General features: G+C 71.5%; 20 protein-coding genes and 1 tRNA gene. 9 read left to right on the plus strand and 12 right to left on the minus strand.

Annotation, left to right across the window (positions count from 1 at the left end):
- Window positions 1-42: 42 nt before the first annotated feature.
- The 9 genes from AC6EI4_RS01405 to AC6EI4_RS01445 all read right to left on the minus strand — a co-directional run bounded on the left by AC6EI4_RS01405 (window position 43) and on the right by AC6EI4_RS01445 (window position 8,031).
- Window positions 43-834 carry a glucosamine-6-phosphate deaminase gene (locus tag AC6EI4_RS01405; protein ID WP_498450345.1) on the minus strand — a complete coding sequence of 264 codons (792 nt, stop codon included), beginning with the start codon at window positions 832-834 and terminating at the stop codon, window positions 43-45.
- Window positions 835-836: 2 nt separating this feature from the next.
- Window positions 837-2,036, minus strand: coding sequence for an N-acetylglucosamine-6-phosphate deacetylase (locus tag AC6EI4_RS01410; RefSeq protein ID WP_498450346.1), 1,200 nt, complete (start codon window positions 2,034-2,036; stop codon window positions 837-839).
- 68 nt (window positions 2,037-2,104) lie between these two features.
- Window positions 2,105-3,061 carry an ROK family protein gene (locus AC6EI4_RS01415; RefSeq protein ID WP_498450347.1) on the minus strand — a complete coding sequence of 319 codons (957 nt, stop codon included), beginning with the start codon at window positions 3,059-3,061 and terminating at the stop codon, window positions 2,105-2,107.
- Window positions 3,058-3,816 (minus strand): copper homeostasis protein CutC, encoded by a 759-nt coding sequence (locus AC6EI4_RS01420; RefSeq protein ID WP_498450348.1) that lies wholly within the window; start codon window positions 3,814-3,816, stop codon window positions 3,058-3,060. The genes AC6EI4_RS01415 and AC6EI4_RS01420 overlap by 4 nt, the downstream gene beginning before the upstream one ends.
- On the minus strand, window positions 3,813-4,775 hold the full coding sequence (locus AC6EI4_RS01425) for an asparaginase (protein WP_498420394.1): 963 nt from the start codon (window positions 4,773-4,775) through the stop codon (window positions 3,813-3,815). The genes AC6EI4_RS01420 and AC6EI4_RS01425 overlap by 4 nt, the downstream gene beginning before the upstream one ends.
- Window positions 4,768-5,655, minus strand: a complete 888-nt coding sequence (locus AC6EI4_RS01430; protein ID WP_498420391.1) for an amino acid ABC transporter permease — start codon at window positions 5,653-5,655, stop codon at window positions 4,768-4,770. The genes AC6EI4_RS01425 and AC6EI4_RS01430 overlap by 8 nt, the downstream gene beginning before the upstream one ends.
- Window positions 5,652-6,296, minus strand: a complete 645-nt coding sequence (locus AC6EI4_RS01435; RefSeq protein WP_498420388.1) for an amino acid ABC transporter permease — start codon at window positions 6,294-6,296, stop codon at window positions 5,652-5,654. Before AC6EI4_RS01435 ends, AC6EI4_RS01430 begins: the two co-directional genes overlap by 4 nt.
- 38 nt (window positions 6,297-6,334) lie before the next feature.
- Window positions 6,335-7,261, minus strand: coding sequence for a glutamate ABC transporter substrate-binding protein (locus AC6EI4_RS01440; protein ID WP_498450349.1), 927 nt, complete (start codon window positions 7,259-7,261; stop codon window positions 6,335-6,337).
- A gap of 41 nt (window positions 7,262-7,302) precedes the next feature.
- A complete protein-coding gene (locus AC6EI4_RS01445) occupies window positions 7,303-8,031 on the minus strand; it encodes an amino acid ABC transporter ATP-binding protein (RefSeq protein WP_498420620.1) in 729 nt (242 codons plus the stop codon).
- Window positions 8,032-8,164: 133 nt separating this feature from the next.
- Here AC6EI4_RS01445 and AC6EI4_RS01450 point away from each other — a divergent pair, with 133 nt between their 5' ends.
- The gene (locus AC6EI4_RS01450; RefSeq protein WP_498420384.1) at window positions 8,165-9,298 is read left to right on the plus strand and encodes an ROK family transcriptional regulator; all 1,134 of its coding nucleotides are present in this window, start codon (window positions 8,165-8,167) and stop codon (window positions 9,296-9,298) included.
- A gap of 6 nt (window positions 9,299-9,304) precedes the next feature.
- On the opposite strand, the gene AC6EI4_RS01455 is transcribed toward AC6EI4_RS01450, so the two are convergent.
- Together AC6EI4_RS01455 and AC6EI4_RS01460 are read right to left on the minus strand one after the other, a co-directional pair.
- A complete protein-coding gene (locus AC6EI4_RS01455) occupies window positions 9,305-10,759 on the minus strand; it encodes a NosD domain-containing protein (protein WP_498420383.1) in 1,455 nt (484 codons plus the stop codon).
- Between the two features lie 65 nt (window positions 10,760-10,824).
- Complete coding sequence (locus AC6EI4_RS01460) at window positions 10,825-13,482, minus strand: glycoside hydrolase family 3 C-terminal domain-containing protein (protein ID WP_498420382.1); 2,658 nt, start codon at window positions 13,480-13,482, stop codon at window positions 10,825-10,827.
- A gap of 252 nt (window positions 13,483-13,734) precedes the next feature.
- On the opposite strand from AC6EI4_RS01460, the gene AC6EI4_RS01465 reads away from it, so the two are divergent.
- The 6 genes from AC6EI4_RS01465 to AC6EI4_RS01490 all read left to right on the plus strand — a co-directional run bounded on the left by AC6EI4_RS01465 (window position 13,735) and on the right by AC6EI4_RS01490 (window position 20,035).
- Window positions 13,735-14,286, plus strand: coding sequence for a hypothetical protein (locus tag AC6EI4_RS01465; protein WP_498420381.1), 552 nt, complete (start codon window positions 13,735-13,737; stop codon window positions 14,284-14,286).
- 69 nt (window positions 14,287-14,355) lie between these two features.
- Window positions 14,356-14,832: an SRPBCC family protein gene (locus tag AC6EI4_RS01470; RefSeq protein WP_498450350.1), complete on the plus strand. Its 477-nt coding sequence runs from the start codon at window positions 14,356-14,358 to the stop codon at window positions 14,830-14,832.
- A 36-nt stretch (window positions 14,833-14,868) separates the two neighbouring features.
- Window positions 14,869-15,984: a DNA glycosylase AlkZ-like family protein gene (locus tag AC6EI4_RS01475; protein ID WP_498450351.1), complete on the plus strand. Its 1,116-nt coding sequence runs from the start codon at window positions 14,869-14,871 to the stop codon at window positions 15,982-15,984.
- Window positions 15,985-16,088: 104 nt separating this feature from the next.
- Complete coding sequence (locus tag AC6EI4_RS01480) at window positions 16,089-18,179, plus strand: MMPL family transporter (RefSeq protein ID WP_498450568.1); 2,091 nt, start codon at window positions 16,089-16,091, stop codon at window positions 18,177-18,179.
- 39 nt (window positions 18,180-18,218) lie between these two features.
- Complete coding sequence (locus AC6EI4_RS01485; protein ID WP_498450352.1) at window positions 18,219-19,394, plus strand: sensor histidine kinase; 1,176 nt, start codon at window positions 18,219-18,221, stop codon at window positions 19,392-19,394.
- Window positions 19,391-20,035 (plus strand): response regulator, encoded by a 645-nt coding sequence (locus AC6EI4_RS01490; protein ID WP_498450353.1) that lies wholly within the window; start codon window positions 19,391-19,393, stop codon window positions 20,033-20,035. Before AC6EI4_RS01485 ends, AC6EI4_RS01490 begins: the two co-directional genes overlap by 4 nt.
- Before the next feature lie 90 nt (window positions 20,036-20,125).
- Here the strand turns inward: AC6EI4_RS01490 and AC6EI4_RS01495 are convergent.
- A tRNA-Arg gene (locus tag AC6EI4_RS01495) sits at window positions 20,126-20,198 on the minus strand.
- Window positions 20,199-20,358: 160 nt separating this feature from the next.
- On the opposite strand from AC6EI4_RS01495, the gene AC6EI4_RS01500 reads away from it, so the two are divergent.
- Window positions 20,359-22,200, plus strand: coding sequence for a phosphoenolpyruvate carboxykinase (GTP) (locus AC6EI4_RS01500; RefSeq protein ID WP_498450354.1), 1,842 nt, complete (start codon window positions 20,359-20,361; stop codon window positions 22,198-22,200).
- A 258-nt stretch (window positions 22,201-22,458) separates the two neighbouring features.
- Window positions 22,459-24,282, plus strand: coding sequence for a phosphoenolpyruvate carboxykinase (GTP) (locus tag AC6EI4_RS01505; RefSeq protein ID WP_498450355.1), 1,824 nt, complete (start codon window positions 22,459-22,461; stop codon window positions 24,280-24,282).
- Window positions 24,283-24,478: the final 196 nt, after the last annotated feature.

Consider the following 24,478-nt stretch of genomic DNA (forward strand, 5'->3'; position numbering starts at 1 on the left):
TTCCCACGTGTTCCTTCACGTGGGAAGTACGGGTTTCACGAGTTAACTCGTGAAAGCCGAGGGGCCCGCGACCCTCCCCTTGTGCGTCATCACCTGCCGGTAGTAGTCGACGAGCTCGAGGCGGGAGGCGGCCGCCTCGTCCACGACGACGGTGGCGCGGGGGTGCAGCTGGAGCACCGACGCGGGGCAGCGCGCGGAGAGCGGGCCCTCGACCGCCGCGGCGACGGCGGCGGCCTTGTGCTCCCCGGTGGCGATCAGCACCAGCTGCCGCGCGCCGGTGATGGTGCCCAGTCCCTGGGTGATCACGTGCAGCGGGACGTCGTCGGGGGTGGCGAAGAAGCGGGCGTTGTCGCGGCGGGTCTGCGCGGTCAGCGTCTTGACCCGGGCCCGCGAGGTGAGCGAGGAGGTGGGCTCGTTGAAGCCGATGTGCCCGTTGGTGCCGATGCCGAGGAGCTGGACGTCGACCGGGCCCTCGGCGCCGATCAGCTCGTCGTACGCCGCCGCGGCCGCGGCCGGGTCGGGCGCCATCGAGTCGGGGCTGTGCACCCGACTCGGGTCGAGGTCGACGTGGTCGGTGAACACGTCGCGGATCACGCGGTGGTAGGAGGCCGGGTGCTGCGGCTCGAGGCCGACGTACTCGTCGAGCAGGAAGGCGGCGAGGCCGGCGAAGCTGAGGCCCTCCCGGTGGCGCCGGATCAGCTCGGCGTACACGGCCAGCGGCGAGGAGCCGGTGGCCAGGCCGAGCACCCGGGCGCCGTCGCCGATGGCTGCGGTGATCAGGTCGGCGACCTGCACTGCCGCCTGGTCGGCGTCCGCGGCGATGACGATCTCCATGGTCAGGGTCCTTCCGGGTGCGTGCTCGGTGATGGGTGTGGAGGCCGTGGGAGCCAGGCGCCATGTCGCATCACGCCGACCGGCGCCAGGTCGTCGTCGAGGGCCAGCAGGTCGGCGTCCAGCCCCGCGATGAGCCGGCCGACGCTGTCGCCCAGCCCGAGCAGGCCGGCCGGCACCGCGGTGGCGGACCGGACCGCGTCGCGCATCGGTACGCCGGCGCGCACGGCCCGGCGCAGGATCGACGCCAGGCTCGAGGTGCCGCCGGCGATCGAGCCGCCGGCGCCGCCGTCGGCGATCCGGGCGACGCTCCCGGTGACCTGGACGTCCATCGACCCCAGGCGGTAGCGCCCGTCCGGCATCCCCGCGGCGGCCATCGCATCGGAGACCAGCGCGATCCGCTCGGGGCCGACCAGCTCGAAGACCATCCGGACGGTCTCGTCGGACAGGTGGACGCCGTCGCCGATCAGCTCGACGACGAGGTCGCCGCGGGCCGCGGCCGCCAGGCAGGCGGGGACGGCGCCGGGGTCGCGGTGCTGCCAGGGCGACATGGCGTTGAACAGGTGGGTGGCGCTGAGGGGGCCGGCGCCGGCGACGCGGATGGCGCCGCGGGTGACGGCCGCGGTCGCCGCGGTGTGGCCCAGGCTGGGCAGCACCCGGTGCTGGCGCAGGGTCTGGGCGACCTCGGCGAAGCCCGGCACCTCGGGCGCGACGGTCATCGAGCGCAGCGACCCGCGCCCCGCCTCCACCAACCGCTGCACGAGGTGGCGGTCCCCGGCGATCAGCGTCGCCGGGTCCTGTGCGCCGCACTGGTCGGTGGAGAGGAACGGGCCCTCCAGGTGCACGCCGGCGATCTCCCCGGCCTCGGCGAGGTCGGCCAGGACCGCGAGCCGCTGCTCCAGGACCTCGATCGGCGCCGAGACCAGGCTCGCCAGCATCGTGGTGGTGCCGTGCGCGCGATGGTGGCGGACCGCGGCGCGGCAGCCGGCCGCGTCGGACTCGGGGAACCCGAAGCCGCCCCCGCCGTGGTTGTGCAGGTCCACCAGGCCCGGGACCACCCAGGCGGCCTCGGTGGCGTCTGCGAGGACGTCGGCGGGGCACTGCGCGGCCGGGCCGACCCAGTCGATGCGCGACCCGACGATCACCACGACGCCGTCGGCGAGGATCGAGTCCTCGCCCACGACCGACCCCCGGACCGCGCTCACGCGCGGCGCCGCAGGGGTCCCGTCGCCCTGGTCGGGACGGGAGCGCGAGGGGTCTGGCTGCGGCGAGGTCACAGCGGAGGCGTCCCCGCGAGGGCCTCTCGACCGAGGCGGCCCGGCATCCGGTCCCCGGCCATCTCCGCGGCCATCAGCGCGGCGCCGAGGGTGGCGGCGTCGGTGCCGATCACCGAGGCGCGCACCTGCGGCGGCCGGCGCCAGGTCAGCGCCTCGGCGAGGCCGGCGCGGACCGGGCCGAGCAGCGCCTCGCCGGCTTGGGCCATGCCCCCGCCCATCACGATGAGCTCGGGCTCCAGCACCAGCGTGCAGGTGGCCAGGCTGGTCACCCAGGCCGAGACCGCCTCGTCCCAGACCTGACGCGCCACCGGGTCGGTGTCGAGACGCTCCGCCACCTCGCTGGCGCTCGCCGCGCGCCCGGACAGCGCCAGGTAGCGCCGCGCCACGCCGCCGCCGGAGGCGTAGACCTCCAGGCAGCCGCGCTGACCGCAGGGGCACTGCTCGCCGCCGGGACGCACCGGGGTGTGGCCCAGCTCCCCGGCGCCGCCGGCGCTCCCGCTGACCGGCGTCCCCCCGACGACCAGGCTGGCCGCGATGCCGGTGCCCACCGAGACGTGCACGAAGTTGCGGCACCCGCGCGCGGCGCCCAGCGACCACTCGGCCTCGCCGGCGGCGCGCGCGTCGTGACCCACCGCCACCGGTACGTCGACGACGGACTCGACCACCGAGCGCAGTGCCACGTCGGTCCAGCCGAGGTTCGAGGCGTAGTGGACGATGCCCAGCACCGGGTCGATCACCCCGGGAGAGACCACCCCCGCGCCCACGATCAGCAGGTCCAGGCCACCGGCCCGGGCGGCCAGCTGCGCGGCGACGTCGCGGACGGCGTCCTGCGCGGCCAGTCCACGCCCGGTCGTCACTGAGTGCCTCGCCCGGATGTGGCCGCCCTCATCGACCAGCGCGGCCTTCACCGTGGTGCCGCCGACGTCGATGGCGAGGACCGACGGGGCGCTCACCGCCCGTCCTCGAAGGCGCGTACGGCCGCCAGCACGTCGGCGACGACCTGCTCGCTGGTCACGGTGCGCGAGCCCGCGTCGTACTGGCGGGAGGAGACGGCGCTCGCCGACTCCACGACGCCCGGGGCCCGCAGGTGGACCTCCCGGCAGCCGGTGGCCTCGAGCAGTGCGGTGACGTTGCCGGGGCGGACGCCGCCGGCCACCACGACGCGGATCCGGTCTCCGGCCGCGCCGACCAGCTCGGTGAGGGAGTCGAGGTGGTCCATCGCGGCGCCGTCGCCGCCGGAGGTGAGCACCGCGGACACGCCGAGTCTCGCCAGTCGGTCCAGCAGCGTCGCGGCGTCACCGCCGGCGAGGAGGGCGGTGTCGAAGGCCTTGTGGAAGGTCACCGGGCACGAGTCGCAGGCCGCGATCAGCTCGGCCAGCGCCGACTCGTCGAGGCCGCCGTCGGGGGCGAGCGCACCCACTGTGAAGCCCAGTCGCGCGTCGTCGTCCAGGGCGGCGCGGATCGCGGCGATGTCCACGAGCATCACGTCCAGCTCGGCCCGGGTGTACACGAAGTCGCCACCGCGAGGCCGGATCAGCACCTGGATTCCCGCGGCACCGGCGACGGTGGCGGCCTGCAGGCAGAAGCCGATGGTGGGGGTGGTGCCCCCCTCCGACAGCGAGGCGCACAGCTCGACCCGGTCGGCGCCGGCGCGGCAGGCCGCCGCAGCGCCCCCGACGTCGTCGACGCAGATCTCCACCGCGGTCATCGCGCGCCGTCCAGGGCCAGCATGTCGGCCCCCAGGTCGATCTCGCCGACCCGGACGCCGCCGCCGAGCAGCGGCAGGTCCATCAGCGGCGCGGCGGCCGAGACGTCCACGCCGAGCGAGCGCAGGGCCGCCAGGCCCACCAGGGTCGTGGCGCGGGGGTTGCCGTCGGTGACCTTCATCGCCACCGCCTCGCCGGTCGGGGCAGCCATCGCGATCACGCCCTCGGCGCCGCCCTTGGCCAGCAGCCCGGGCACCAGCGTCATGGCGTCGGAGTTCTGGTGCGGGTGGCCGCCCACGAAGAAGGGGTGGGCCCGCATCGCCGCGGCGACAGTGGCGGGCGCGGACCCGTCCTCGGCGAGCACGAGCCGGCGGAACGAGGTGGCGAGCCCGCGCACGGTGACACCGAAGAGCGGCGCACCGCAGCCGTCGACGGTCACGTGGCGCACCGGCTCGCCGGTCAGCTCCTCGACGACGTCGCGCACCAACAGCTGCAGCGGGTGGGCGGGGTCGAGGTAGCCCGCGACGTCCCACCCCTGGGTGGCGCACGCGAGCAGCATCGCGGCGTGCTTGCCCGAGCAGTTCATCCGCAGCCGGTCGGGCCCGGCGCCGGCGGCCAGCAGGGCCCGGCGGGTGGGCTCGTCCTCCGGCAGGTCGACCGGGCAGCCCAGGGCGTCCTCGTCGACCCCGGCCCGCTCGAGCAGGCGGCGCACCACCTCCACGTGCCGGTCCTCACCGGTGTGGCTGCCGGCCGCGATCGCCACCTCCTCGTCGACCAGCGGGGCGCCGGCGCGCACGCAGGCCAGCGCCTGCAGCGGCTTCACCGTGGAGCGGGGCAGGATCACCTCGTCGGCCGACCCGATCTCCACGGCGACGGCGCCGTCGCGGTCGAGGGCCACCAGGTGGCCGGCGTGGCGGCTCTCCACGAAGCCTCCGCGGCGTACGACGGCAAGCTCAGTCATGACGGACCCCTTCCGAGGCGAGGGCGGTAGCGGCGACCGGGCCGGTGGTGGCCAGGGCGGGTGGCGGCACGGGTGCGTCGGCGCGGGCACGCAGCCGCGCGGCGACGAACGACAGGCTGCCGTTGACGATCAGGTACATGAGGGTCACCACGACGTAGGTCTGGATGAGGAGTCGGTTGTAGGAGGTCAGCACCTGGGCGCGGTAGAGCAGCTCGGTGAACGCCACCACGTAGCCCAGGGAGGTGTCCTTGAGCAGGCTGACGAGCTGGCTGACCAGGGAGGGCGTGACGTGGCGCAGCGCCTGGGGCAGCACGACCTTGCGCACCACCTGCGCGCGGCGCAGGCCGAGGCTGAGCCCGGCCTCGCTCTGGCCGCGCGGGAGGCTGAGGATGCCGGCGCGGACGATCTCGGCGATGGCGGCGGAGTTGGCCAGTGCCAGCGGGATGACGAGCTTCCACAGCACCGGGGGGTTGATGCCGTAGGCCGGGAGCGCGAAGAGCATCACGTAGATCAGCAGCAGCACCGGGACGGTGCGGAACAGCTCGACGAAGACCACCGCCGGCACTCGGATCGCGGCACTGCGGCTGGTGCGGGCCACGGCCAGCAGTACGCCGCACGGCAGGCTCAGCAACCCGACCACGGCGGCCGCCTGGAGGGTGCCGCGCAGGCCGATCAGCAGGTACTCCGCGATCTCGGGGGAGAACAGCGGCGTCCATCGATCGGCGGCGAGCTGCCCGGACTCCTGGAGCTTGAAGAGCCCGACACCGACGACACCGGCGATCACCAGCAGGCTGAGCACCGAGGCGATCCGGTTGCGCCGCCGGGCGGCCGGGCCGGGGTTGTCGTAGAGGTAGGCCAGTTGGTGGGTTCGAGCACTCATCGCTGGACCGCCACCTTCTTCTCGACACGACCGGCCAGCAGCCCGAGACACAGGGCCATCGCCATGTAGACGGCGCCCACCGCGACGTAGATGGTGATCGGCTGGGCGACCACGTTGTTGATCCGGTTGGCCGCGCTGGTCAGCTCGACGACGCCGACGGTGGCGGCCAGGGCGGTGTTCATCAGCAGCGCGATCATCACGCCGCCGAGGGGCTGGACGACCGCCCGCAGCGACTGCGGGACCACGATCTTGCGCATCACCTGGTCGAAGCGCATGCCCAGGGCGCGCGCCGCCTCGACCTCACCGGGTGCGACGGTGTTGACGCCGCTGCGCACCGCCTCCGCGACGTAGGCCCCCTCGTAGAGGGCCAGCACCACGATCACGGTGGTCGTCAGCGGCATCATCAGCCCGGCGTCGGGCAGCGCAAAGACGGCCAGCAGCAGCAGCGCCAGCAGAGGGACGTTGAGGAAGTACTGCACGTAGCAGAATGCGGTCGCGCGCAGCACCCGCACGGGGCTGATCCTGGCCACGGTCACCAGCACCCCGATCACCAGGGCGCCCACCGAGGAGAGCCCGGCGATCATCAGCGTGGTGCCGAGTGCCTCGACGACCAGGTCGCCGTTCTGCGTGAGTGCGTCCATCCTGCTTCCTCAGCTCGTCCCTCTGCCGACGGGGTGGATCAGGAACCCGGGACCGAGCCGATGGCCGGCGGGTTCGGGGCGTCGCTGCCGATGGCCTCGCCGATCGAGTCCTCGAAGGCCTGGGCCCACTGGCCGCCCTCCTGGATCTCGAGCAGCCAGTCGTTGACGAACGCCTTGAAGTCGGCGTCGTCGGGCGGGAGGCCGACGCCGTAGGGCTCCTCGGTGAACGGGTCGCCGACGACCTTCAGGTCCGGGTTGGACGCGGCGTTGGTGGCCAGCAGCAGGAAGTCCTGCACGTAGGCGTCACCGCGACCCTGCATCAGCGCCTGGACGGCCTGCGGGTCGGTGCCGAAGGTGACCAGCTCGGCGTCGGGCGCGTGCTCGGGCACCGCCTCGACGGCGGGGGTGTTGGCCCCGACGATGACCTTGCGTCCGTCGAGGTCCTCGATGCTCTCGATGCCGTCCTCGTCGGCCTGCACCGAGATCGCGAGACCGGACATGAAGTACGGGCCGGCGAAGGAGATCTGCTCGGCGCGCTCCTCGGTGATGGTGTAGGTGTTGAAGACGACGTCGACGGTGCCGTTCTGCAGCAGCGCCTCGCGGGTCTCCGAGGCGGGCGGCACGATCTTCACGTTGGGCTCGCCGATGATGTAGGTGGCCAGCAGCTTGGCGAGCGTGATGTCGAAGCCCTCGACGTCGTCGGGGTTGGTGGGGTCCTGCTGGGAGAGCAGCGGCGCGTCGAGCGCGGCAGCCACGACGAGCTCGCCGCGCTCCTTGATCTCGGCCATCGTGGTGTCCTCGCCGATGACCTTGTCATCGGCGACGGGCGCGTCGGCGAAGATGCCGGTGGGTTTGCCGGCCGAGTCGCCCTCGCTGTCCGAGCCGCAGCCTGCGAGTACCAGGGAGAGCGCGGACACGGCACCGAGGGCCGTGCCCAGGCGCCTCCAGCGTCGGATGTCAGACATGGTGTTCCTTTCGCGTTGCTCCACGGTGCGGAGCTTCAGGTTCAGTGGGACATGACCGAGTCGAGGAACGCGCGCGCACGGGCGGTGCGGGCGTTGGTGAAGAAGGTCTCGGGCGTGGCTTCCTCGACGAGCCGGCCCTCGTCCATGAAGACGATCCGGTCGGCGGCCCGGCGGGCGAAGCCCATCTCGTGGGTGACCACGACCATCGTCATCCCGTCGCGGGCGAGGTCGGTCATCACCTCGAGCACCTCGTTGATCATCTCCGGGTCCAGCGCCGAGGTGGGCTCGTCGAAGAGCATCGCCTTGGGCTGCATCGCCAGCGCCCGCGCGATCGCGACGCGCTGCTGCTGGCCGCCGGAGAGCTGCGCCGGGCGACGGTCCGCCTTCTCCGCGAGACCGACCCGCTCGAGCAGGGTCATCGCGCGCTGGCGTGCCTCGGCCTTCCGCAGGCCGCGGACCAGGGTCGGGGCGAGCATCACGTTGTCCAGCACCGAGAGGTGCGAGAAGAGGTTGAACGACTGGAAGACCATGCCGACGTCGGCACGCACCCGGGCCAGGGGGCGACCCTCGACGGGCAGCGGCACGCCGTCGATGGCGATGCTTCCCGAGTCGATGCTCTCCAGCCCGTTCAGGGTGCGGCACAGGGTGGACTTCCCCGACCCGGACGGGCCGACGACGACCACGACCTCCTGGCGCGCCACCTGCAGGCTGACGTCGCGCAGCACGTGCAGCTCGCCGAAGTGCTTGTCGACGTGCGACAGCTCGAGCATCGGGACCGTGCTCTGCTCGGACACCTGCGGCCTCCTGACGTTCTGGGATGTGCTGGGGGTTGCGTGAAGCCGAACTTAACGCAAGATTGTTTCTAGGAATACAGACTATGAATCTACAACTTTGGAGTAACCCATGGCTGACCCGCATGCGCAGGTGCTCGAGTTGGTCCGCCTGGGTACGGCGACGTCTCGCGCCGACGTCGCCCGAGTCCTGTCGATCTCGGCCTCCACCGCCTCGACCCGGGTGGACGCCCTGGTACGCCGCGGGCTGCTGGTGGAGCACGCCCACACCGAGGCGCGCGCCGGCCGGCGCCCCCGGCTGCTGGCCCTGCGGCCCGGGCTGGGCACCATCGCCGGCATCGACCTGCGCCACGACGCCGCGCGGATCCGGGTGGCCGACCTCACCGGCGAGCCGCTGTCGACCGCCGAGATCGCGATCTCCCTGGACCGGGGCGCGACCGCGGTGCTCGGCGCGGTGGCCGAGGCCCTGCGCGACCTCGACGGCGCCTCCGACCTGATGGCGGCGTGCGTCGCCGTTCCCGGACCGGTCGGGCCGACCCGCGACCAGGTGGTCGCCCCCGCCCGGATGCCCGGCTGGCACGGCGTCGACGTGGCCGCGCTGGGCAAGCAGCTCTTCGGCGTGGTGACGCTGCTGGAGAACGACGCCAACCTGGTCGCGGTCGGCGACCACCTGCGCGACTCCGGACCGGGCCCCAAGATGGTGGTGAGCGTCGACACCGGCATCGGCTGCGGGGTGCTGGTGGACGGGCGACTCTTCCGCGGCGCCACCGGGATGGCGGGCGACATCAGCCACACCGCCGTGCCGGGCGCCCCGGAGGTGCCCTGCTCGTGCGGGCACACCGCCTGCCTCGACGTCGTCGCCAGCGGCTCCGCGCTGCTGGAGGCGCTGGCCGCGGCCGGAGCGGACGCCACCACGGTGGAGGACCTGATCCGGATGGTCGACGACGGCCACCCGCTGGCCACCGGGCTCGTCCGCGAGGCCGGCGAGCGGATCGGCGGTGTGCTGAGCCCGGTGATCAGCTTCTTCAACCCGACCGAGCTGGTGCTGGCCGGACCGGTGAGCTCGCTGCCGACGTTCATGGCCGCGCTGCGCTCCATGGTCTACGCCTCGTGCCTGCCGGCCACCACCGCCTCGCTCACCATCAGTCGCGTCGACAACGGCAGCGAGGCGACGCTGGCCGGGGCCGTGCACGTGGCAGCGGACGAGGCGTTCGCCAGCGGCCCGCTGGCGGCGCGGATCCGCTGAGCCAGGTCACGGCGAGGCGTCGCCCTCGACCTCGGCTCCCTGCGCGACCTGCACCGGCGTGCCCTCGACGTCGACCTCGTTGCCGGTGAGCTCGATGCCCCGGCCGGCCTCGACCGCGATGCCGTTGGCCGCGCCGGCGAGCCGGTTGTCGGCGATGAGCACGTCGGTGGCGGCGCCCGCGCCTCGCCCGTCCGCACCGGCGTCCTCGGCCACCAGGATGGCCCAGAAGCCCTCGCCGGCGCCGATGCCGCTTTCGGTGCCGGTGACGGTGTTGTCGCGCACGACCGTCCCGGGCGCGTTGCGCAGCTCGACGCCGGCCGTGGAGCCGTCGCCCCCGACGATCTCGTTGGCCTCGATGAGGGTGTCGCGGGTGCCGAGGATGACGAGCACGCCCTGCTCGTTGGCGACCAGCCGGTTGTCGTGGACCCAGTTCCCCTTGCCGCTCGCGTCGTGCCGGTTCTCCTCGCCGCCGGAGTTGCCCAGCGCGACGGCGGCGGCGCCCACCCCGGTGACCGCGTTGCCGCGGATCTCGTTGAGGTACTCCCCCTCGCCGTGCAGGTCGATGGCGTCCAGGACGGTGGAGTCGATGACGTTGTCGGCGATCAGGTTGTTGTGGGTGGGGAACTGCAGCAGGATCCCGTGGCGCAGGTGCGTGCCGTCCAGGCGGTTGTCGAGCACCACGTTGTAGCGCGAGTCGTCGTCGGCGTCGGGATCGCGCTGGTCCGCCTTGCCCTCGACCACGATCCCGTAGCCCGACCCGCCCGGGCCGACGCTGGTAGCGTCGGCGACCTGACAGCGTGTCACGGTCACCTCACGGCTGGCCTTCACCGTGATCCCGTGACGCTGGAACAGCTCCACCGCGACGTCCTTGACGAGCACCCGCCGGCTGCCCTCGCCGTCGTCCTCGCCGATCTGCACGCCGTACATCGGCCCGCCCCCGGGCCCCTCCTCGTCCGGGTCGCTGCCGAGGTCTCCGTCGTGCTCGGAGGTGATGGTGAGCCCCACGACGGCAGCATCCTCGACGCCCACTGCGCGCACCACCGCGCTGTCGTCCTCCCCGTCGAACGACGTGCGCAGCAGGGTCTCGCCGCTCCCGGCCCCGCGCAGCCGCACCCCGTCGGGGAGCAGCAGGTTCGCCTCGTCGTCGTCGGGATGGGCCGAGCGCAGGTCGTAGACCCCCGCCGGCAGGACGACCTCGTCGCCCTCCTGCGCCGCGGCCAGCGCCTCGCGGATGGCCGGGGCGTCGTCCCCGGTGCCGGGCTCCGGGTCCGCTCCCGCGTCGGTGACGTCGCGGGAGGCCCCGGTCGGCGGGGGCGGCACCCGGACCTCGACGCGCGAGCCGTCGGGAGCCACCAGTCCGGCCGCCGACGCACCGCGCGCGTCGACGCTCGGCTCGGGCGTGGCACGCGGCGGTGCGGGATCGTCTCCGGTGCAGGCGCTCAGGGAGAGCGCGAACAGCACGATGACGATCCCGCACCGCCGAGGGGCCGACACGTCCGTGGACGACTCGGCCGCCGGCGCCCCTGCTACCTCCTCCGCACCCGGATCACCAGCGTCCGGGTGGCACGCTGCGCGTCCTCCGAGCCGGTGTAGATCAGCCGGAGCCGGTGGGTGCCGGCCCGCAGCCGGGGCAGCCGGACGGTCGCGACGCCGCGCGCGTTCAGGGTGTCGCGACCTCGCACCCTGTTGCCCTCGCGGATCACGACCGAGCCCGCGGCGGGCTCCCCGCCCGAGAGCACCCGGAAGGTGACGCGGGCCCGGCGCGACGGAGTGATCCGCTTCGGGCGCACGGTCGGCTTCAGGATCTGCGAGGCGGTCTTGCCCGCACCGATGCTCAACGGCACCGTCTGCCGCAGCGCGATGTCGGCAGAGGACCCGCCCACGTTGACGGTGTAGTCGCCGGGCGCCGTGGTCCACTCGCCGTCCGCCCAGGCCCTGAGGTCGTCGGGGTCCTCGGGGACGAAGTAGGAGAACGGGTGGTTGGCGGCGTTGGCGTCGAGCACCACCGTGACGCGCTTGCTCTCACCGGGAGCCAGGCTGACCTTCTCGAAGCCCACCAGGCGGTTGAAGTTCTCCCGGGCCGCTCGGGGCAGCCTCAGGTAGACCTGCGAGGCCTCCTTGCCGGCGACGTTGCCGGTGTTGGTGACGGTGTAGCTGACCCGCAGACCGGCCTGCCGCTGGCCCCGGCGGATCTTGGTCACCTGCAGGCCGCTGTAGTCGAAGGTCGTGTAGGACAGGCCGTAGCCGAACGGGAAGAGCGGCTCGGTGCCGGTCGCCTGGTACCAGCGGTAGCCCATCTTCAGGCCCTCGGTGTACCGGACGACCCGCTGCGGCTCGCCGGGGATGGGGTCGCGGCCGATGCCACCGGGCACCCCGGTGTCCTCCTTGTAGCCCGGGTACTGCTCCTGGGTCTGGTAGGCGGCCTCCCGGTCGGTCTTGCCGAAGGTCACCGGCAGCTTGCCGGAGAAGTTGTTGACTCCGAACAGCGCCTCGGCCACGACGTTGCCGTCCTCCTGGCCCGGGTACCACGCCTCGACCAGGGTGTTCACCTTGTCGATCCACGGCATGTTCACCTGACCCTGGGTCTTCAGCACCATGATCGTGTTCGGGACGGCGTCCAGCACCTGCGGGATCAGCTCCTGCTGGTTGGTGCCCTCCACGGTCGGCAGGTCGAGGTCGGGGACCTCGTTCGCGGCGCCCGCGGGGTTGCCGCCGGGGTTCTCGTCCTGCCAGTTGCTGTTCTTGTCCCACGTCTCGCGGGCGACGTCGCCGGCCATCAGGATGGTCACGTCGGAGCCCTCGGCCAGCTCAACGGCGCTGTCGATGTCGGTGCCGTCGTTGTAGGTGACCGTGGCGTCGGACCCGAGCTGCTCGAGGACGTTCTCCAGGCCCTCCTCCGGGCTGACGGAGTACGGCGCGTTGACCGAGACGTTGTTGCTCCGGTCACCGCTGCGCGGCGGCAGGGTCGCCTCGCCGGCGAACCACTCCGCGCCGATCAGGGCGATCGAGTCGACGGCGCCCGCGTTGATCGGCAGCTGGCGGCGCGCGTTGCGCAGCAGCACGAGGCTCTCCGAGGCCGCGTCCTTGGCCACCTGGGCGTGGGTGCCGCCCGGGACCATCTCGTCCTCGAGCTCGTCCCAGGTGAACTCGGTGTGCGGGTCGTCGAAGTCGCCGAACTGGAACATCTTGATGTAGCGCTCACGCAGCATGTCGTCGATGTCGGCCTCGGTGACCTCGCCGTCGCGGATCGCGGCCTTCACCAGGTCCGGCTGGTACCACTCCGGCTCCTCGTCGACCTCGACGTCGGTGCCGGCCAGGATCGAGGGCACCGTGCTCTGCTGGGCGCGACGGTCGGAGAAGACGTAGCCGTCGAAGCCCCAGTCCCGGCGCAGGGTCTGGCGCAGCAGCGGCCGGCTCTCGCAGTTGTAGCTGAAGTTCACGTAGCCGTAGGCGCACATCACCGAGGAGACGTCGCCGTCCTTGACGGCCATCTCGAAGGGCAGCAGGTAGAGCTCGTGCATCGCCCGTGCGGGGACCCGGATGGCCGCGGTCCACCGCTCGAACTGGAACTCGGAGTCGTTGGCGACGAAGTGCTTGGCCGTCGACTGGCTCACGCTGCGCTCCTGGATGCCGCGGATGATCTGCGAGCCCAGGGCGCCGGTCAGGTACGGGTCCTCACTGAAGAACTCGTTGTTGCGTCCGCCGTACGGCGTGCGGATCAGGTTCAGCACCGGCCCCCACAGCACCTGGTGCGCCCAGGCCCGCAGCTCCACGTCGAGCACCCGGCCCCAGTCGAGGTTCGTGGTGCGGTCGAACGTGGCGGCGGACGAGATCTGCGCCGGCAGCGCCGTCGCGGTGGGCTCGGGGAGGCAGTCGCCGCCCCGGATCCCGGTGCCTCCGTTGGCCATCCGGAAGTCGGGGATGGCCAGCGCCGGGATCCCCTCGATGTGGCGGCCGATGAGGGTGAAGTCGCAGCCGACGCCGTTGTCGGGGTCCCCGTCGTCGAGGTCCTCGTTCCAGACGGGGCGGTTGAAGATCTGCTCCAGCTTCTGGTCGAGCGTCATCGCGTCCAGCAGGAGCTCGGTCCGCTGTGGCGCCGGGAGGCTGGTGTCCATCCAGGGCAGCTCTTCCTGGGCGCCCGCCGGCTGCTGGATGCCGACGGTGGCCCCGAAGGTCGCAGCCAACAGGGCGAGAGACGTAAGCGCACTGACGATTGGTCTTTTCATGGGTACGAACCGATCCGTCGAGACGTGACGTGGATCACTCACGATGCGCCTCTGTCCCAGGGACTTCAAGGGTGCCCACGTCGCACCCACGGGCTCTCGACGGACGTCGCGCGGCAGCACAGGACAACAGCACGAAACTCGACCAAACCGGGCTCAGGAGGCGTTCACCGAAGACGCTGGGCGCATGCCCCGGTCGCTAGCCTGGCTCGGGTGACCCCCCACGACGTGCGCCGGCTGGCGCGATCGGCGCCCGAGCGGTGGACCGAGCTGGAGCTCGTGCACCGCTCGGCCTGGTTCGACCACGTGCAGGCCACGCTGCGGCACGGCGAGCTCGACGGCGTACGGCTCTCGGACGGCCAGCGGATCCGGGAGCGCGGTGCGCCGCCGTCGTCGTGGGCGGTGAGGCCGCTGGAGCCCTACGCCACCAACTACGAGTGGTCGGCGATGCTCGACCCCTTCGAGCTGACCGAGGCAGTCACGATCACCGAGGTACGCCGCGAGGAACTCTTCGGCCGGCCGGCGCTGGCGTTCGTCGCCCACGCCGTGCCCGGCTACGACCCGGTCTGCGCCTGCTGCCCACTGGTCTTCTCCGAGGTCTCCGAGCGACTCGAGCACGGCGAGGAATGGACCGCGCAGCCCGGCGAGCTGCCCGACGGCGTCGACCTCGCCCTCGACCTGGAGGTCGGGATCGTGGTCAGCAGCCGGGATCGGGGCGGGCGCCGCGGAGGCTGGTTCACCAACGAGCTGCTCCACGTGTCCTGAGCAGAGGCCCGGAGCTCGGAGGGTCGCTCGGCCACGCCGGACCTGAGCGATCCGTGGCATGCTGCGGCGATGCCCCAGGTGACAGCGCAGGCGTGGGTCGCGGTTCAGCCGGACACGGCGTTCGCGGTGTCACAGACGACCGGCGAGGTGAGGCTGGGCTGGGACCCGTTCATCCGCCACCAACACCTGATGGACTCCGCCGACCGGCCCGGCAAGGGTGTCCGCACGCTGACCAAGGCCCGCGTCGGGCCGACGATGATCAGCCGCTACGTCTCCTACCGCCCACCCACCTCGGTCGGTATGACGATGGAGAAGGGGCCGTGGTTCTTCGCGACCTTCGGCGGCGGCTGGCGCTTCACCCCCGAGGAGCGGAACGGGGTGGCCGGGACCCTGGCGGTGTGGAAGTACACCTGGTCCGCTCGCCCGGCCTGGCTGGGCCCGCTCGCCGACCCGATCGGCCGGTGGCTGCTGGACCGCGAGATCCGGGCCCGGATCGCTGCGTTCGCCCGGGCCTGCGAGGACCCGGCGGTCATCGCTGCGGCGTAGGTCGCGGACCCGTGCCTACGGTGCGATGCTGCCGTCATGAGCACGGCGACCGAGGTCTCGGTGACGTGGGACCAGGCACTGGCCTGGCGACTGGAGCGGCACCTGCTCGACCCCGTCGGGTCCGGTTCGGTGGCCGACGTGGTGGCCCGGCTCGGCGCCGTGCCGTCGATGGACGAGTCGCTCGCCGAGCTCGCGGTGCGGACCCGCCGGCAACGTTCGGGTCCCGGCGAGCTCGCGCAGGCGCTGGCGGAGGGGACGGTGATCAAGGCGTTCGCGTTCCGCGGGTCGATGCACTACCTCTCGCCCGAGGAGGGCGGCATCTACCTCGCGCTCCGCTGCGCCTCGCGACAGTGGGAGCTGCCCAGCTGGGTGGAGTACTACGGGCTCACCGCGGCGGCCTGGCCGGACTTCCGGGCGGCCGTGCGCGAGGCGCTCAGCGGCGGCCCGTTGACCGTCTCCGAGCTCGGTGAGGCGCTGAGCGAGCACCGCGCCTACCGGCACCTGGCACCGGTCTTCGACGAGGGCGCGGGCACCCTGGTCAAGCCGCTGACCTGGCAGGGAGACATCAGCCTCGGGTCGCCTCGCGAGGGCCGGCCCACCTTCCAGCGCCTCGACGCCAACCCGCGGTGGCGCGGCCTCCCGGACCTCGACGACGCGGGCCCGCAGGCGATCACGGCGTACCTGCGCACCTACGGGCCGGCGACGTTCGCGCACCTCCACTACTGGCTCGGCGACGGCCTGAGCGCCGGCCGCAGGCGGCTGGACAGTTGGCTGACCCAGCTCGGCGACCGGCTCGTCGCGGTGGACGTGGAGGGCACCACCGCCTACGCCGTGCGCGACGACGTCGACTCCCTGAGCGGCGCACGGCCCTCGGACGCGGTGCGGCTGCTTCCCGGGCACGACCAATGGGTGATGGGCCCCGGCACCAAGGACGTCCACATCACTGCCCCGTCGCACCGGGGCCCGGTCACCCGCAAGGCCAACCTGGTGATCGTCGGCGGTGTCGTCTGCGGGACGTGGGCGCGCAAGGGCGAGGAGCTCACGGTGACCTGGCTCGGCGAGCGGAGAGCCCCCGGGAAGGCCTTGGCGCAGGAGGCCGCCCGGCTGGCCGGCATCCTCGGGAGCGACCTCCACCTGAGACCGACCACCTAGCCCCGCCGCCTGCGCCGGCCGCCCGCCGTACTCCGTGCGGAGTACGGCGAAGTGTCTGCCGTGGCCAGACGCGTCAGCCCCGCCTGCTTGGCAGCGTGATCGCCATGACCACTGAACTAGCGGCGCCCGACCACATCGGCGCCCACAAGAGACCGAAGAGATCACGGACCAAGACCCTGCTGCCCTGGCTCATGGTGGCCGTGTGGGTCGCGCTGGTGGTGGGCGGCTACTCACTCGCCGGCAAGCTCGACTCGGTGACCCGCGATGGGCAGGCCGACTACTTGCCGGCCAGCGCCCAGTCGACCAAGGTGCTCCAGGCCGAGGCCGGCCTGCCCGGCGGCGAGAGCGGCCTGCTCATGGTCGTGTACGAACGACCGGGCGGCCTCCAGCCGGGCGATCGGGAGGCGGTCGAACGCGGCCAGTCCGAGCTGGCGCAGCGATTCGGCAACGACACCGACGCACTGCCCGAGATCGTCGACTCCGACGACGGCACGGCCCTGTTGTACGCGCTTCCGCTCGACCGTGAGGCGGTCGCCGAGGAGGCCGGCGCCATCGCGGATGCGCGTGCCCTGCTCGACGACCGGCCGAGTGGCCTGAACGCCTATGTCACCGGTCCGACCGCGCTGGGGGCCGACATGGACGAGGTCTTCGATGCCGTCGACGCGAGGTTGATGCTCGCTACTGCGGTGGTGGTGGCGCTCCTGCTGATCCTGACGTACCGCAGTCCGCTGCTGTGGCTGGTCCCTCTCGCCTCGGTCGGGGTCGCGGCGCTCACGTCGATGGGCGCCGTTTACGCGCTGACCCAGATCTTCGGATTCACCATCACCAGCATGAGCTCAGCGCTGCTGATCGTGCTGGTCTTCGGCGCGGGCACCGACTATGCCTTGCTTCTCGTGTCTCGCTACCGCGAGGAGTTGCACCGCCACGAACGGCCGATCGACGCGATGCTGCCGGCGCTGCGTGGGGCTGGCCCGGCCATCCTCGCTTCGGCGGCGACGGTGGTCGCCGGCCTGCTGTGCCTGTTGGCCGCGGATCTCAACAGCATCAGCAGTCTCGGCCCGGTGGGTGCGGCGGGCATCGGGGCCGCATTGCTGGTCATGCTGACGCTTTTTCCGGCCCTGCTGGTGGTGCTCGGGCGCCGGGTCTTCTGGCCGTTCGTTCCGCAACTCGGGGGTGAGGCACACAAGCCCCGTTCTGGGTGGGCTCGACTCGGCGAGCTGGTCGCGCGCCACCGCGTCGTCAGCTGGGCGGTGCCGCTGGTGATCCTGGGCGGTCTCGCGCTGGGCACGGTGGGTGCCAGCGGCTCGCTTCCGCAGCTGGACCAGTTCGCCCGTTCGACACCGGACTCGGTGACCGGGGCGAAGCTGATCGAGGCGCGCTACCCCGACGAGAGCGGTCAGCCGCTGACCGTGATGAGCCGGCCGGACCAGAGCCGCGAGGTGCTGGCCGCCGTCGAGAGTACGCCGGGGGTCGCCCAAGCCGAGATCGGCCGGGCCAGCGACGACTGGGTCGAGATCTCCGTGCTCCCGGTCGACTCTCCAGAAAGCGCGGGTGAGACGGCAACGATCAAGCAACTGCGGGAGAACGTGGGCAAGGTCGCCGGTGAGGCCGCGCTGGTCGGCGGTCCGAGTGCCGAGAAGCTCGACGAGGCCGAGACCAACACGACCGACCGCAATCTGGTGATGCCGCTGATCCTGCTGGTGGTGCTCGCCATCCTCGGGCTACTGCTGCGGGCGATCGTGGCTCCGCTGGTGCTGGTCGCCACCGTCGTGGTGTCGTACTTCGGAGCCCTCGGACTGTGCAACCTGTTGTTTGACCATGTGCTCGGATTCGCCGGGTTGGAGTCGTCGGTGCCCCTGATCGGGTTCCTCTTCCTGGTCGCGCTCGGTGTCGACTACAACATCTTCTTGATGACCCGGGTGCGTGAGGAAGCCGTCCGGCACGGCACGGTCGATGGCACGAAGCGTGGCCTCGCAGTGACAGGTGGCGTGATCACCTCGGCCGGCATCGTGCTGGCGGCGACGTTCGCGGTGCTCGCCTCGCTGCCGCTCGTCATGCTCGTCGAGATTGGGATCCTGGTCGCCGTCGGCGTGCTCATCGACACCTTGCTGGTGCGGTCCATCGTGGTTCCCGCACTGACGATGTCGCTGGGTCCGCGGATCTGGTGGCCCAGCAAGCTCTGGCGCACGGGATAGGACTGTGTCGATGGCCCTGTCGATGACACTGTGTGAACCATGAGGCCGCTCCGTCCGCCAGTAGTCGATTGGCTGCTGGCGGCGGCGGCGTTCGTGCTCGGCGTCGTCGTCGCGATCACGCTCGAGGCGGTCGATTTCGACGGCGAGCGAAGCGTGGATCTGGGGGCGATCGCGCTCCTGGGCGCGATGTCGGCTCCCTTGCTGGTCCGCCGGCGCTGGCCGATCCTCGTCGTCCTCGCGGTCCTCGCCGTGTCGACGCCGTACCACCTCCTCGACTATCCCCATGAGGCCACGATGCCGGCCTCGCTGGTGGCGGCGTTCACGGCGGCGCGCTACAGCGAGCCACAGCGGCGGGCCCTCGCCGCCCTGGTGGCGGTGGGTGCGGTGACCGTGCCTGTCGTCGCCGACGAGGCGTCAGGGGCACCTGGCGATGCTCTCCTCGGCGTCGGCTGGCTGCTCATGGCCTTCTTCGCCGGGCTCGCGGTCCGCTTCCACCAAGCCTGGAAGGCCTCCGTCACCGCGCGGCTCGAACAGGAGCGTGCCGGCGAGGTCGAGCGGCGGGTCGCCGAAGAGCGGGTACTGATCGCCGCCGAACTGCACGACGTCCTGGCACACGGCCTCGCGGTCGCGAACGTCCAGGCGTCAGTCGCTGCGCATCTGATCGACCAGCTGCCGAGTCGGGCCGATGCACCGCTGCGGGAGCTGTCCAGCACACTGCACAACCTGTCGGACACGAGCCGAGCCACGCTCCATGAGCTGCGTGCCATTCTGGACATCCTGCACGGTGGCGAGGCCGAGCCAACCGAGCCAGTGCCCCAACTCGGCGAGCTGCAACGTCTGGTGGACATGGCCGAGGCGGCTGATGTCCGGGTCGACGTGGAGGCTGCCGGGCTGCCGGACGAGTTACCGTCGACGGTGTCCGTCGTGGCCTATCGGATCATCCAGGAGTCGTTGACCAATGTCATTCGACACTCGATGGCCAAGCACGCGATCGTCCGGCTCGACCAGGACGGCCACCGGCTGCGGATCGCGGTCGTCGATCACGGGCCTGCGCGACCGGACTCGACCGTGACATCGGCCGGCTTCGGGATCGTCGGGATGACAGGCCGGGCGCAGGCCGTCGGCGGTGAGCTGTCCGCCGGGCCTGGCGAGTCCGGAGGATTCGAGGTACTGGCCAGCCTGCCGCTACCGGAGATCTGGCGGGTGCCGTCGTGATCCGGGTCCTGCTCGCCGACGACCAGACTCTGGTGCGCGGCGCGTTCGCGCTGCTGGTCGAGTCCGCTGCGGACATGGAGGTGGTCGGGGAGGCCGGCACCGGCGACGAGGCGGTGACGCTGACCCTGGACCTGCGCCCCGACGTCGTCTTGATGGACATCCGGATGCCGAGCACCGACGGCATCGAGGCGACTCAACAGATCTTCGCTGCCGATGGATCGAGCGGCCCCAAGGTGCTGATCCTGACCACGTTCGAGACAGACACCAACGTACTGCGCGGCCTTCGCGCGGGGGCGTGTGGATTCCTGCCCAAGGACACCCGTCCGGACGCGCTGCTGGACGCCATCCGCACCGTCGCGGCGGGCGAGGCGCTGCTGTCGCCCGGCGCGACCAGGACGGTCATCACCCGTGCGCTGAGTCGCCCGGACGCGCCGGCGCCCGAGCGGCTGGCCAGCCTCACGGCGCGCGAACGCGAGGTGCTTCGGCTGGTCGCCGCGGGCCGAAGCAACCAGGAGATCGCGGACGAGCTGGTCGTCAGCCCGCTGACCGCCAAGACTCACGTGGGCCGCATCCTCGCGAAGATGGGCGCTCGTGACCGGGTCCATCTCGTGATCGCCGCGTACGAAGCAGGGCTCCCCTAGGCGCTTCGCCCAGCGGTTCGCGCGGCCCACGCCAGAAACAGAAAAGCCCCCGCCCCGGCATACCGCCAGGTCAGGGGCCTTCTTGTGTTGTGCGCCTGTAGGGATTCGAACCCCAAACCTTCTGATCCGTAGTCAGATGCTCTATCCGTTGAGCTACAGGCGCCCGTCCCGCACCGTGGCGCGAAGACTGGATGAGAATAGCGGACCCGGTCGCAGAACCCGAAATCAGTCCCCCCTCCGGACCGCCCATCCCCTGACAGCGACCGACTTTTGGGGCAGCATCAGCCACGGACACGGTTCTGAATCGAAGGAGCTGGCTGACGATGGCAGACGTTGACGCAGCACTGGACGCGGCTGGGCTGAGGAATCCCGAGGTTCGCGACTACGTCCACTACTGGGCGGACCTCACCGGTGCCGCCCGGGTGGAGGTGGTCAGCGCCGCGGACGACGCACGCCTGATCCAGGAGGCCCTCGAGGCCGGCGAGCTGCATCCGGCGGGGCCCGGGCGCTACTACTCGCGCAGCTACCACAAGGACACCGCCCGCTCCGAGGAGCGCACCGTGGTCGCGACGAGCAACCCCGAGGATCGCGGCGTCTACAACAACTGGCACCCCGCCGAGGAGATGACGCCCCTGCTCGAGGAGCGGATGCGCGGCGCCTCGGCCGGCAAGACGATGTACGTCATCCCCTACCTGATGGCGCCGCCCGGCAACACGCTCGCGCCGTACGCGACGGGCGTGGAGCTCACCGACGCGCGCACCGTCGTGCTGCACATGATCCGGATGTCGCGGGTCGGCGTGGAGTTCGTCGAGGACCTCGCCGACCCCGGCCAGTTCGTCCGCGCGGTCCATGTCACCGGCGACCTGGAGCACCTCGGCCAGGGCACCGAGCACGACCAGCGCTGGTTCGTCACCGTCGCCGACCGACGCACGATCCTGCACTTCGGCTCCTCCTACGGCGGCAACGCGCTGCTGGGCAAGATCGCCCACGCGCTGCGCCAGGCGGCGTACGACGGCTGGACCTCGAAGCTGTTCCTCGCCGAGCAGTACATGCTGATCGGGATCCGCGACAAGGAGACCGGGCGGACCTACCACGTCTGCGGCGGCTTCCCGAGCGCGTCGGGCAAGACCAACCTGGCGATGATGCTTCCGCCGGACACCCTGGGCGACCGCTACGACGTGTGGTTCTACGGCGACGACATCGCGTGGCTGTGGGTGGACGAGGCGAGCGGCAAGCTCTACGGCATGAACCCCGAGTACGGGGTCTTCGGCGTCGCCAAGGACACCAACGAGCGCACGAACCCCACCGCGCTGGCCTCGGTGGGCGACGACACCCAGGTCATCTTCACCAACGTCGCCTACAACCCCACGACCCAGGAGGTCTGGTGGGAGGGCCGCACCCCGCAGCCGCCCGCCGACCCCACCGGCTGGCTGGACTGGTTGGGCGCCCCGATCGCCGAGCGCGAGCCGGGCGACACCAGCCCGTGGGCGCACCCCAACAGCCGATTCACCACCCAGCTGGACCACGTGCCCAACATCGCGCCCGACTACAACGCGGCGCCGGGGGTGCCCATCGACGCGATCATCTTCGGTGGGCGCACGCGCGACCGCGAGCCGTTGATCCGGGCGATCCACGACCTCGCCGAAGGCGTCTACGACGGTCTGACCCTGGGCGCGGAGGCGACCTTCGCCGCGGAGGGCGTGGAGGGCAAGCTGCGCTACGACCCGATGTCCAACCGCCCGTTCATGGCCTACGCCGAGGGCGACTACGCCGCCCACTACCTGCGCATCGTGGGGGCCGCGACGGACCAGCCGATCTTCGCCCACGTCAACTGGTTCCAGCGCGACCCCGAGGACGGGCACTTCCTGTGGCCGGGCTACCGCGAGAACCTGCGTCCGCTGCTGTGGCTGCTGCAGCTCAAGAACGGCGAGGCGCAGGGCCGCCAGACCCCTGTGGGGATCCTGCCGACCAAGGAGGAGCTCGACCTCACCGGCCTCGAGATCGACCCGCACGACCTGGACCGGGTGCTGTCGATCGACGTGCCGCGCTGGCGCCAGGAGATCGGGTTCCGCGAAGCCCACCTGGAGCAGTTCCCGCGGCTTCCCGAGGCGATCTGGGAGGCGCACCGGCGGGTGGCCGCCGCGCTCGAGGCCGAGGCCGACTGAACCCACCCCGCGCACGACCCGCCGGCCCGCGCCGTTTCTTTAGTGGATCGATCCAATATGTGACCCCGCAGGCCGGACGTTACCCTCACCCCACCAGAGGACGCGGCGGCAAGCCTGTCGCACCTCATGGCTAACCAGCCGCGACAACGACGCCGCGCGATCACACAGACACTCCACGACACCTCCATCGATACGCTCGATGGGCGAGGTCGGCACCCTACTGGGCGGCCTCGCGATGCGCGAGAGGGAAACGAAGACATGACCGCCGAACTCCAGGTGCCCACCACCCACGAGGGCATCCTCGCCTGGGTCAACGAGATCGCTGAGCTCACCCAGCCCGACAACATCCACTGGTGCACCGGCTCCGACGAGGAGTGGACCCAGCTCACCGAGGCCCTCGTCGCCTCGGGCACCTTCACGCAGCTGAACCCGGCGATCAAGCCGAACTCCTTCCACGCGGCCTCCGACCCCACCGACGTGGCGCGCGTCGAGGACCGCACCTACATCTGCTCGGTGGACGAGAAGGACTGCGGGCCCACCAACAACTGGATGGACCCGAACAAGATGAAGGACCTCATGCGCGGGCTGTACGCCGGCTGCATGAAGGGCCGGACGATGTACGTCATCCCGTTCGTGATGGGCCACCTCGACGCCGAGAAGCCGATGTTCGGTGTCGAGATCACCGACTCCGCCTACGTCACCGTCTCGATGCGGGTGATGGCGCGCATGGGCAGCTCGGTGCTGCGGCGCATGGAGGAGCTCCAGGCCTCCGGTCAGGACGTGCACTGGGTGCCGGCGCTGCACTCGGTGGGTCACCCGCTGGCCGAGGGCGAGGCGGACGTCGCCTGGCCGTGCAACGAGACCAAGTACATCGTCCAGTTCCCCGAGGAGCGGATGATCTGGTCGTTCGGCTCGGGCTACGGCGGCAACGCGCTGCTGGGCAAGAAGTGCTACGCGCTGCGCATCGCCAGCGTGATGGCGCGCGACGAGGGCTGGCTGGCCGAGCACATGCTCATCCTCAAGCTCACCTCCCCCGAGGGCGTGCGCAAGTACATCGCCGCGGCGTTCCCCTCGGCGTGTGGCAAGACCAACCTCGCGATGCTCGCGCCGACCGTCCCGGGCTGGAAGGTCGAGACGCTCGGCGACGACATCGCCTGGATGCGGATCGGGGAGGACGGTCGCCTGTGGGCGGTCAACCCCGAGTACGGCTTCTTCGGTGTCGCCCCCGGCACCAACCAGGACACCAACCCCAACGCGATGAAGACCATCGACAAGGGCAACTCGGTCTTCACCAACGTCGCGCTCACCGAGAACGGCGACGTCTGGTGGGAGGGCCTGGAGAACCCGCCGGCCAAGGCGACCTCCTGGAAGGGCGAGCCGTGGACCCCGGAGTCCACCGAGCTGTCCAGCCACCCGAACTCGCGCTACTGCACGCCGATCAAGCAGTGCGACATCCTCGCGGCCGAGTACGACGACCCGCGCGGCGTGCCGATCGACGCGATCCTCTTCGGCGGTCGCCGCAAGACGACCATCCCGTTGGTGACCGAGGCCCGCGACTGGGTCCACGGCACCTTCATGGGCGCCACCCTCTCCTCGGAGACCACCGCCGCCGCGGTGGGCGCGGTCGGCGTGGTGCGCCGCGACCCGATGGCGATGCTGCCCTTCATCGGGTACAACGCCGGTGACTACTTCAGCCACTGGATCAACGTCGGCAAGGACAACGACGCCGCGAAGCTGCCGCGGATCTTCTACGTCAACTGGTTCCGTCGCGACCAGGACGGCGGCTTCCTGTGGCCCGGGTTCGGTGAGAACAGCCGCGTGCTGAAGTGGATCGTCGAGCGCATCGACGGCCAGGCGGCCGCGGTCGAGACCCCCATCGGTCACGTCCCGGCTCCCGGCTCCCTCGACGTCGACGGCCTGGACATGTCCGCCGAGGACCTCGAGGCCGCCCTCAAGGTCGACCCGGAGGAGTGGAAGGCCGAGATCCCGCAGATCCAGGAGTGGTTCGAGAAGTTCGGCGACGACCTGCCGACCGTGCTGTGGAGTGAGCTGGACGGCCTGAAGCAGCGTCTCAACGGCTGATCCTCGACCCCGCGGCCCACGCTGCGGAGCGAGTCCGTCCCAGGGCCCCATCCGATGACTTCGGGTGGGGCCCTGCGCCGTACCGCGATCGAATGGATAATGCGCACGGGGCTAGGGAAGGGACAGCGTGGATCAGTACGGGCCAGAGGAACGCGAGCTCTTCGAGACTGCGGGTAGCAACCTCTACGAGGAAGCG

This window comes from Nocardioides sp. Z43_10, from assembly GCF_059766615.1.